A 12,090-nucleotide genomic window follows, 5' to 3' on the forward strand; every position below is an offset into this window, starting at 1 on the left:
ACTGATTTGGAGGAAAAATACAATATGAAAGTTTTCTTTACTATTGTTTTAGGCATTTGTTGTATGGTCATTCTTATTTTGGGGCAGATTCATTGGAAGGAAAGTACGTTGGTTTCTGCAAATAAACCAAATTCACCAGAAGAACAAGCATTTGATAATGATACTTCTGCTCCAAAACTAAAATCTAAAGAGATTAATAAAAAACAAGATTCCTCGATTAATACCTATCTAAGCATGGCTGCCAACTGGCCACATCAGGCCCAGGAAAGCTTTAAAAAAAGCTTAATAGATAAAAAGCTTTATAAAGTGCTCATTGTTGGTTCTAATGCCATTAATACCAGTAAGGGAAGCTGGTCTTCTATGGTTGCAAAGCAACTGGAAGAGACATATGGCAAAAAAAATATGAAGGTTACTGTCCGAACATACGACTTAAATTCAATGCAATTTATTAATCAAAAGAAATACCTGGAATTAGTAAATGAGAGTGCCGACCTTGTTTTATTTGAGCCATTTACACTTAATGATAACGGTGAGGTAGTAATGGAAAATTCTCTTGAGAATCTTTCAACCTTCATGGAAGCATTTAAACAGAAAAATCCAAGTGTAGCTTTTATAATACAGCCGCCACATCCTCTCTATCAGGCAAAGTTTTATCCCAAACAGGTGGACGCGCTAAAAGAATATGCTAAGCAAGACAATATTACCTATTTGGACCATTGGCCTGTATGGCCGGACCCAAATTCTGAAGAAATTAAAAGCTACCTGCTAGCTGATCAAAGTGGCCCCAATGAAAAAGGAAATAAAGTATGGGGTGATTTTTTGCTTAACTACTTTATAAAAAAATAATTGTATATTCATTTAATTTAGAGCCTTTCCGACTTTAAACTTGGAAACGGCTTTTTTTATTTATTAGAATCTCGTTGAAAAAAACAAACACAAAAACTCTTTATTTTTCTAAAAATCCAGATAAAGGGAGAATTTTCTATTTTTATGGGAAAAATAGTCGATTTTGAAATTTATGTCGATTTCCAATTGTTATCAAATTGTTCGTTTGTTAAAATTATCTTTGTTATTAAAATAAATTAATAGAGGAGTTGAACAAGATTAAAAGTATTTTTACTAAACTTCTAGTGTTTGCATCCTTTCTTATCTTTCTAACTATCTTTAATAATAGTAGTGTTTTTGCAGACGTTGGAAGTCTTCCTTCTAAAGGATACATGGATGCCCCAGCCGCAGGGTCTACGATTAAAGGAGACATTAAGGTAAGTGGTTGGTATTTAGATGGAAGCGACGTTTCAAAGATAGAGGTTTTAGTAGATGGGAAAATAATAGGACAAGCACAATATGGCAGCACGCGTCTCGATGCTCAGAAGGCCTTTCCTGAATATCAAAACGCAAATTCTGGTTATCAATTTACCCTTAAGACTACAAATATATCCAATGGACAGCACATTATTTCTGTACGTGAGACAAGCAAAAAGGGTACTGTTTCCAATCTTACGGGGAAAAATGTGAGTGTTCAAAATCAAAGTTTATCTACAAGTCAAAGTTTAACCACAAGAGGAACTTTTGATTCACCAATCAACGGTTCTATCGTAAAAGGGAACACCCTGGTACGCGGGTGGTTTTTAGATTCGAATGGCGTATCAAAGATAGAGGTTTTGGTAGATGGAAAAATTATGGGGCCAGCACAATATGGTATTTCACGACTTGATGTCCAAAGAGTGTATCCTCAATATCAAAATGCGAATTCTGGCTATCAATATACTCTTAATACTACAAACCTATCCAACGGACAACATACTCTAACTGTTCGCGAGACTAGTAAAAATGGAGCCATTGTTAATCTACCAAGCAGAACGGTAAATGTACAAAATCTAAGTTTACCTATAAGAGGAACTCTTGATTCACCTCTCAATGGTTCAACTGTAAATGGAGATAGCCTGGTTCGAGGCTGGCTTTTGGATCCAAACGGTGTATCAAAGATTGAGGTTTTGGTAGATGGTAAGATCATCGGACAGGCTCAGTATGGTATTTCAAGGCCGGACGTTCAAAAGATTTTTCCTGCATATAATAATTCGAACGCTGGCTATCAATATACCCTCGCTACTAGTAATCTAACCAATGGACTGCATTCTCTATCCGTTCGAGAAACTAGTAAAAACGGGACAGTTTTAAATCTCTCAAGTAAAACGGTAAATGTTCAAAATCAAAGTTTACCTGTAAGAGGAACTCTTGAATCACCTCTTAATGGTTCTACCGTAAAAGGGGACAGCCTAGTTCGAGGCTGGTTTTTAGATCCAAATGGCGTTTCCAAGATAGATGTCTTAGTAGATGGAAAAATCATTGGACAGGCTCAGTATGGTATTTCTCGGCCTGACGTTCAAAAGATCTTTCCTCCATATCAAAACGCCAACTCCGGGTATCAATATACCCTTAATACCAGTAACCTAAATAATGGACAACATTCCGTTTCTGTTAGGGAAACAAGCAATAATGGAACTTCCAAAACTCTCGACAGCAAAACGGTAAATGTACAAAATCCAAGTTTATTGGTTAGAGGATCTTTTGATGAACCTGCGAACGGATCTACCGTAAATGGAGATAGCCTGGTCCGGGGCTGGGTCTTAGATCCAAATGGTGTATCCAAGATAGAGGTTTTGGTGGATGGTACGATTGTTGGGCAGGCAGAGTACGGTATTTCTCGGCTTGATGTCCAATCCGGTTATCCTGAATATCAAAATGCTAACTCTGGGTATCAATATACCCTCAATACTAGAAACCTAAACAATGGACAACATTCCATCACTGTTCGAGAGACAAGCACTAACGCGACTACCAAAACTTTCGATAGCAAATTAATTAATGTTCAAAATTCGCCTGCAAAAGGATCTATTGATGATCCCAAAAGTGACACCGTCATTAAAGATGATGCTCTTATACGTGGGTGGCTTTTGGATGGAAGTGGCGTATCCAAGGTAGAAGTATATGTTGATGGAAAACTAATGGGTGAAGCGGCATACGGAAGCTCACGGCCAGACGTTCTAAGTGCTTTTCCACAATATCAAAATGCAAACTCTGAGTATCAATTTACTCTTAATACACTTCAGTTTGCTGATGGCCAACATAGTTTAACGATTAAAGAAACTGGAAATAATGGCTCAACTTATTCTATTAATCAACAAATAACAATCGGGAATGGCAACCTTTATTTGTTAGAAGATTTAATGAAACCTTCCAATATCACAGCAACTGATATCGTTAATTTCTTTAATCTTAAAAGCCCTAATAGCCCTCTTAAGAACTATGCCCAAAGTTTTATTGATGCTCAAAACAAATACGGCGTTAATGCTCAGTATCTTGTAGCACATGCTATTTGGGAAACCGGCTGGGGAGGATCCGATTTAAGGACCTACAAGCATAACCTATATGGTTATGGAGCATATGATATGTGCCCTTTTACATGCGGTTATTACTTCCCAACAGGACCTGACAGTATTAATAATGTAGCTTATCAGGTTAGAGTGGATTATCTAAACGAAAATGGCAGTTATTATAGTTCTACTTACGGTCCAACCTTAACAGGAATGAATGTTAGATATGCAACTGACCAAAATTGGAAAAACGGAATTGCTAATTTAATGGCAAGTATCAAGCCGTATGACTATTCCTATTATTCCCATGTAAAAGAATTACCTATTACCGGAAGCGTACCGCCAAGTTATGGAAGGGACATTCCTGCTGGACAAGCTTATCCAACAGACACTGTTATCAATTTCCCAAGTGGCATTTCAGCTACTGTTAATGCTTCTTCCTTAACTTTCAGATCATTGCCATATGTTTCTCCATCTACTGTAATAAGCACTCTGGGCCAATACAAAACTGTAACCGTATTAGGCTTTAATACAGATGTAAAGTATGACCCTAGCAGCAGCGGCAACTATGCATATCATTGGTACCGAGTAAGCGTTGACGGTCGTACCGGGTGGCTTTATGGCCAATTTTTAGATATTGCTAATTTACTTCAAGCGAACTTGAATAGTGGTATGACGTTGCCAATTAAAAACAATCCATTTGATTCAGCTGGATTAATAACTAGCGTTCCTAACGGAACATATCTCAAACCGGTTTTAAGCAACGGTATTCCAGTTATGAATAATGGTTGGTACAATGTTTATTTGCCGAATTCTACTAATACCGGCTGGGTTTATGGAATGTATGTTAATCGAATAGTACACTAAAATAATGGGACTGGCTCGAAATTATTATATGACAATAATTTCGAGCCAGTCTTTTTTTGATTCTATAAATACATGAAGAGTTTTAGAACCCCCCTATTGCTTATCTTTTTAAAATTATCGTTCTCCCGAAGCCTTACCTTCAAGCAATATCAATCTACTTCTTCGTAAAGATACCGAATAGATTGGTATTATTTTTTCAAAATTATAGTTTAATTGGATAAATATAGTTATAATTTAAAAAGATTGTGAATTTACTAGGAGGAGAACATCGTTGAAATTAAAAAGTTTTATTATTTTTATCGTCTGCATTCTTTTGACTTCCCTGCTTCCTTTTAAAACGAAAGCAGCGGGACCGATTGTTAACCCAAATAAAGTTTACTCATACGTTCAGATGGTTTCAGATATCCAAAATCTACAGAAAGCTTATCCTGATTTTATTAGAGTAAAAGTTATCGGAAAATCTGAATATGGACGCTCCATTTACGCGGTTGGGCTAGGAAATGGAAATACGAATTTATTTATTAACGGTTCCCACCATGCTCGTGAATGGATGACAACCACGCTTAATATGTACATGATTGAAAATTATGCCTCAGCCTACCGGTCAAATACAAAAATAAGCGGATATAGCGCAAGATCTATTCTCGATTTGTCTACTATTTGGTTCGTTCCAATGGTAAATCCCGACGGTGTCATTTTGCAGCAACAGGGATTAAATGCTTTTCCAAAAAATGTTCAGGCATCCCTCATTAAAATGAACGGAGGCAGCAAGAATTTTAATAGCTGGAAAGCCAACGGCAAGGGGATAGACTTAAACCGTCAATACAACGCTTTATGGAAAAACATTAAGAATTCACCTAAAGGTCCTAGCTTAAAAAACTTTAAGGGCTACGCACCGGAAACTGCGGCAGAAACAAAGGCAATTGTGAAATTTGTAAATGAAATTAATCCAGAAATGGCGATTTCCTATCATAGCAGCGGACATATTCTATATTGGAACTTCCTTCAGGATAGTGCCCGCTATAAACGCGATCTTGTATATGCCAAGACTATAAATAAAATGACGGGTTATAGTTTAGTGAATCCAGGAAAAAATCCATCGGGTGGAGGGTTTACCGACTGGTTTATCTATACTAAAAAGAAGCCAGCTTTCACACCGGAAATAGGGCGATATGTAATTGAAACCAGTTTGCCTCTAACAGAGTTTAATGGAGTTTGGCGGGAAAACCAGGCAGTCGGACTTTATGCTGCCCAGGAAAGTATCAAACTTTTGGAGGCACGAATGGCCAAATCTGTTCAGGACCTTTCCAAGAAACTTAATACGCTTGTTCAATCTGCTAATCAGCTGAAGGTTTACTATAATGATAATATTAAAGATTCTTCTTCCCTTGCTGCTAATCAAAAATTTATGGATTTATATAATCAGGTTAATCGAAATTACCAATCACTTAGTCCTCTTGTTGGTAAAATGCCAACACGTTACCAGGCAGGTATGCTTAATCAACTTAAGGTTGTTCAGGCTCAACTAACGAATGCGCATAACTTTATCGATATTGTGAAACAAGGAGATCAAATACTTGCTTTAAATAGCAGTCTGCATAACATCCTCAACGCAGGAACAATAAATAGCACTGCAGTCAATCAGTATAACCAGTTAGTTTTATCAAAAACCAAAGTCGAAGCGGCCATTAAAAAGATGTATGGCACTTCCGTTCAGAACATCGCTTTGAAAAAATATATAATTCCAGTTACTATCACAATCGAAAACAACAGACTGGAAATTGAACGATACCAGCTTTCATTGCTAATTGATACAAGTATCCAACAGAAGAATATTGACCTTGCCAAACAGCAGCTACTTCAGCTGGACCAACTGGAAAAAGACTCGGCAGCCATTAAAGTAAAAGGAAATCTTCAATATCCCGGACAATACCCAGTCTATCCGTTAATAGAAAAGTATCTTTCCGATTATAAAAACACATTAATGGAGCGCCTGGCAGCTTTAGAAAATTTGGGTGAGGATCAATAGAAACAAGTGCACCCCCATTAATTAATGGGGGTCCTTTTTCATAGCCTTTTACTTTTCTAAATAATTCCCAGATGCATTTGCCAGTGTGACAACAACGATCCTTTTTTAAAGGCAGTTTTCGTCAATATAATCCTTCAAGACTCTTTTGTGATTGTGATAAAAAGGAAAACACTCTTTAAAATATGTTATTTAAACGAATTTTTATTCAACTTAGACCCTAGTTCAATGAAAACAAGGGGTAGCTGCTGTAGCAGTTTTGCTTCTCATTATTAGAACTATCCCTTCTCATTGGCAGTGTTATTAATTTGTTCAAAATCTACATAGGGATTCTTCTATAAGCCAGCCGTTTTTATTCCGTCTCTATTTTTTAAAAAGAATTTCAATTTAATTTGATGGCTTTATTTGTATTTAGATGCCCCTTCCTCTACAAGTTCTAATAAGAGGGAGAGCACAATACCAAGCTTGAAGGCTGCCTTGCAATACTTTTACACTTTACTAGTCTCAAATTTCCGATGGGGTTAGTGTAATCTTTCATTATCTAAAGGGTAATCACTCTTTCTTCAGCAGGACATTAGAAATCTATTAACTGACAATACTCGCAAGCACTCGCTTCTTGAGATTCACCAAAAGCTCTTTGAACCAAATTCTCCCTCTCTTCCACACACTGTTTGATCTATAATTTTTTAATGCAGGAGAAACTATTTATTAGAAAAAATGGTATAATTTAGTTATATCCATCAAAGGGGGAGAAAAAGTGAAAAAAAGGATGAGATATTTCTTCTTATCTATTGGTCTATTACTCTTATATGGCTCACTGCCGCACAATGCAGAAGCTGCATCCGACCGGGTGAAACCGAAAATCAATGGAGCGGTGAACAAAACCATTTATCTGGGGATGGTTTTTAATGCCCTGTCTGGTGTCACTGGGGATGACAACAAGGATGGAAACCTGACCAAAAAAATCGTTGTGACCGGCAGTGTGAATAACAAAAAAGCGGGGACCTACAAACTGATTTATACGGTAAGTGACAAGTCCCGGAACAAAACTACCGTCATTCGTGTTATTACCGTCAAGAAGGATACGGTGAAGCCGGTCATTTTGGGAACATCGAATAAAACCATATTGCTTGGCACTTCATTTAATGCGTTAACTGGTGTTTCCGCCCATGACAATATTGACGGATTCATTACCAAAAATCTAAAAGTAACCGGAAGTGTGAACCCAAAGGCTGCAGGGAAATATACCCTCACCTATTCCGTGAGTGATTCTTCCGGAAACGCGGCAGTATCAACCCGGGTGATTACGGTGTTAGATAATGTGAAGCCAGTCCTAGCAGGAATCAAGGATACCGCCATACATATGGGGGATGTTTTTAATCCATTGAACGGAATTACTGCGACCGATAACAATGACGGGAACCTTACGTCCAAAATTGTTGTGAAAGGGTCTGTCAATATGAACAAGGCAGACGTCTATCACCTTACCTACTCCGTTACCGACCGTTTCGGGAATACAGCCAGTGCTAACCGAAACGTAACGGTCCTTGATAACGTGGCTCCAGTTCTTTCTGGCGTTCAGGACATTCAGGTTACAGAGGGGAATCCCTTTTACCCGGTAGATGGAATCAGTGCTTGGGACAACAATGACGGGGATGTCACCTCCAAGATAGAAGTAACTAGCTCCGTCAATGTAAACTTGGCTGGCAGCTATTCTTTGACCTACTATGTTTCCGACCAGGCCGGAAACACGAGTTCCGCCTTTCGGACCGTGACAGTTGTCGACCAGACTCCCCCTGTCATTTCCGGTGCCGACAGCAAAACCATCGGCCTTTATAATTCCTTTGATCCTTTAAGCGGGATAAGTGCCACTGATAATAACGATGGAGATCTCACTTCCAAAATAACTGTGGACGGAAGTGCCGATCCGAACTCAGAAGGAACTTACCGGGTGACTTATTCGGTCACGGATACAGCTGGAAACTTTACCAGCGTGGAACGCGTGATTACGGTGCAAAGGATTCATGTATCTAGTGTGACGATTTCCGCTCCAAGCACAATTAAAACCGGGCAAAATGTTCCGTTAAAAACGGTCATTAACCCGGTTGATGCGACCGACCAGAATACGACCTGGCAGAGTTCCGATGAAAGTGTTGCTATCATTAACGCTAACGGCGTTCTGACTACCTTCACCGAAGGGACGGTGACGATTACAGCCACCGTGGACGGGGTGTCCGCCACTAAAACGATTATGGTTTCCAACCGACCGAACCTTTACTTGTATCGATCCGGTGCGATTATCTTTAATAATCTTTATAAAAGCTTTTCTCTTACTCTGAGTAGTCTTGAACCTGAGGAAACAGTATCCATAATGAAAGTAGATATCTATCAAAATAATTCGCTTTACTCTTCTTATACGGCCCAGGAGCTCCAGAGCGCAGGTATTAGCACTACCCTGGGGGTCTACCCCTCTTCCTGGGGGATGACTATTAACTTTGCTCTCGGAATTTGGCAGAACCAGAGCAAAGCTGTTGTGACAGTATCTGACCCTGGCGGAGCGAAATACCAGTATTCCGTAAACCTGTAGAGTTAGGGATAAAAATCGGAAAACTCGTCATAAGGCGAGTTTTTTGTTTACTCAAATTTCTTGGTCTTTTGTTGTATGTTAAAACATTACCCCTTCCTTTTTGTCGAATTTTGTTTGAAAATTCCCTTCTAATTTTCGACAATTTTGTTAAATTTTCATGGTATAATTTTGTGGAAAAATATAGAATAGACAACCAAGGGTGGGTAATGAAATGAAAGTCTTTAAGAGCTTAATAGCATTTATATTATTATTTTCTCTGGCTTTACCAGCAGCTACATACGGAGAAACCAGCACGTCTGCCAAAACCCTGTTTTCCCAGATGAATTTAAACCAAGAACCAAAAATCTTGTCCAACAAAGAAATGTCTTATCAAAACCCTCAGGATTATCCGATGGTTCAAACAGGGCAAATGCTGCCAACGCTTTATGATCAATATGGAGGATGGCAAAAAATTGGTTATAATAGCACAGTTAATGACAGTAATGATTCAAAAAGTATGAATATTAAGCTAAACTATTCATCCCAATACTATTATGCCAAAGATAACAACCTTACAATGGAATTTTTTAGAGAGAATAATGGTGCACTCGAATATATAGCTCCTTTTAACTTTAATACATCCAGTTACAAAAGTGTTGGATTAATAGCCATTCTTCCTAAAGAAGACTATCAAAATAGCAAATATATTTATATAAGGGCTGGCATTTCCGACGATTATAGTGATTATTATTCTGATGTTACCCTTTTTAAAATCGAGAATCCCTTTTATTTAGACTCTGTTCCTTCTACTGTTCCTGCTGCCACAACTTCAGGTAGCTTTACCCTTATCAGCAATGAATCACTGCAAGGGAGTGTCTCTGAATCTACTGGTACTTTATTTAAGCTAAATAACGATCAATTTGCCTATAATAAGAATCTTAATCAAAGCTCCTATAGGCTGGATGTAAACATTCCGTTTAATGTAAAGGTAAATGCTGATAAAAAAATTGCTTCTCTATATACAACAAAATCCGATCTGATTGGCAATCAAAAAAGCTTTTGGGTAAAAGATCTTACGACCAATTTGGATTACCAGATTAATGGGACACTTACCTATAGCGGTACAAAGGCAAATGTGTGGGTCTATAATAACTCAATAACCTCTACGGATGCTCAAAGACTAGGTATTGAATTTGACCAGAAAATCTATCCATCTGTAACTAATAACTTTGCCACCGAATCTGATGTGAACCATGATGGAAAAATAAATATACTTTGTTACGACATTCATGATGGTTTTAATGGTTCGGGAGGTTATGTTGCCGGATATTTTTACGGGGGAGATTTATATAATATCAACCATTCGAATTTGTCCGAAATTTTTTACCTGGATACATATCCTGCAATGGGAATGGGCACTTCCAAAGACGTATCATCTACTTATAGTACCCTTGCTCACGAATTCCAGCATATGGTCAACTTCAATCAAAATGTTTTTGTGGAAGGCACTCAGAATCCAATGGATACCTGGCTTAATGAGGGCTTATCCATGGCTGCCGAGCAAATTTATACTGGAAGTACTTTAACAAATAGGATTGATTATTATAATAATGCAGCAAGCATACCTGCCGGACTCTCCCTATTAAACTGGCAAAATAGTCCTGACTTACTCGGTAACTATTCACTTTCATACTTGTTCGGACAGTATGTGAAGCTCCAGTCCAATCAGGGTAATAACATTTTTAAAGAGATACTAAAAGATCGAAACAATAATTACCTGGCCATCGAAGATGTAGTAAAAAAACATGTACGTCAGGATTTGACATTCGGAAAATTTATGACTGATTTTCGTGCTGCTTTACTTTTAAAAGAGGCACAGGGACTCTATGGCTTTAAAGGTGATAGCCAGTTTGACAGCATCCAGCCACGCATTTCCGGGACTAACCCCGGGTACTTGACTGGCGGTGGTGCAGTGGCCATGCAGTCTTCTTCTGAGTTGGCCATTCCTTCTGATAAAGGTCCTGACGTCACTTATACCTTCCTTTCAAAGGGAAATACACCGACTGTTAATTTGGTAAGTGATAAAGATACTGCTATAACTGGAAAAACAGAATCTCGAATTAAGGTTTTTGTAAAAGCCGGCAGTATTGAACTGGGAAATGCCGAATCCAATGCGGATGGTAATTTTTCAATCCCAATCCCAAAACAAAAAGCGGGAAACATATTAAAGGTATATTCCGTTAATTCAGCAGGTATAAAAAGTTCAGAAATACTTGTAACCATTCTTGATAAGACGCCGCCGGCGATTCCAACCGTTAATGAAGTAAAAGACTATGACAGGAAAGTGACCGGCAAAGCCGAACCTGCCTCTTATGTTGCACTCAAGGCTGGCAGTACAGTTGTCGGTAATGCCGTAACGGATTCTTTAGGTAATTTTGCAGTAGGCTTAAAGTCTCCTTTAACAGCCGGAACAAATCTTTATGTTTCAGCCAGTGATAAAGAAGGAAACGTAAGTCCTTCGGCTTTGACTGTTGTTAAAGATAAAACTCCGCCTGCAGCACCGTTTGTGAATGAAGTAAAGGATTATGAAAAAAGGGTTTCCGGAAAGGCAGAACCAGGATCAAAAGTTGAGGTTAAATCAGGAAATACTATATTGGGCACAGGTAACGCAGATAAATATCGTAACTTTGTCGTTAATTTAAAAGCCGCCCAAAAAGCAGGAAGTGCTATATATGTGAACGCGATTGATGGGGCTGGTAATAGCGGGGCTGCAGTCCGAGTGGTTATAAAAGACAAAACACCTCCAAGTGCACCTTCTGTCAACAAAGTTACCTATAAGTCAATATACGTAACAGGCAAATCCGAAGCTTATTCTATTGTCTATATTAATTTGGGCAATAAGACTATTGGCTGGACAAAAGCTAATCAATATGGCAGCTACTCTATAAAAGTAAGCAAGCAGAGTAAAGGCACCAAGCTGTATATCTATGCAAAGGATCCTGCAAGTAATATTAGCAAATCTACAGTTACTTCTGTAAAATGAACACGATAAAAGCCTGGTGTGAGAATTCCAGGCATTTTTTAAAGGCCTAGCCGGCTCGTAGGGGTTTAGGGAGAACTAGTATTAATATAAAATTGTGCAAAATGCTATTTGTTACTTTAAAAGATGAAAGTGCAATTCTTTAAGAAGAAACTTTCTGATATATGCTTCTTCCTAAAAAAACAAAAAAATCTGGGCTTTTTGCCCAGATTTTTTG

At 38.3% G+C, this 12,090-nt stretch carries 5 protein-coding genes; all 5 read left to right on the forward strand.

Annotated elements, in window-relative coordinates:
• Positions 1-24 precede the first annotated feature (24 nt).
• A complete protein-coding gene (locus tag G8761_RS05245; protein WP_166024382.1) occupies positions 25-846 on the forward strand; it encodes an SGNH/GDSL hydrolase family protein in 822 nt (273 codons plus the stop codon).
• A 248-nt stretch (positions 847-1,094) separates the two neighbouring features.
• On the forward strand, positions 1,095-4,241 hold the full coding sequence (locus tag G8761_RS05250; RefSeq protein WP_166024384.1) for an Ig-like domain-containing protein: 3,147 nt from the start codon (positions 1,095-1,097) through the stop codon (positions 4,239-4,241).
• A 271-nt stretch (positions 4,242-4,512) separates the two neighbouring features.
• Positions 4,513-6,270, forward strand: coding sequence for a M14 family zinc carboxypeptidase (locus tag G8761_RS05255; protein ID WP_166024386.1), 1,758 nt, complete (start codon positions 4,513-4,515; stop codon positions 6,268-6,270).
• Positions 6,271-7,024: 754 nt separating this feature from the next.
• A complete protein-coding gene (locus G8761_RS05260) occupies positions 7,025-8,854 on the forward strand; it encodes an immunoglobulin-like domain-containing protein (RefSeq protein WP_166024388.1) in 1,830 nt (609 codons plus the stop codon).
• Between the two features lie 211 nt (positions 8,855-9,065).
• Entirely contained in the window at positions 9,066-11,876 is a 2,811-nt protein-coding gene (locus tag G8761_RS05265) for an Ig-like domain-containing protein (RefSeq protein WP_166024389.1), read from the forward strand.
• Positions 11,877-12,090: the final 214 nt, after the last annotated feature.

The sequence above is a fragment of the Neobacillus terrae genome (genome assembly GCF_011393025.1).
Classification (GTDB): domain Bacteria; phylum Bacillota; class Bacilli; order Bacillales; family Cytobacillaceae; genus Neobacillus_A; species Neobacillus_A terrae.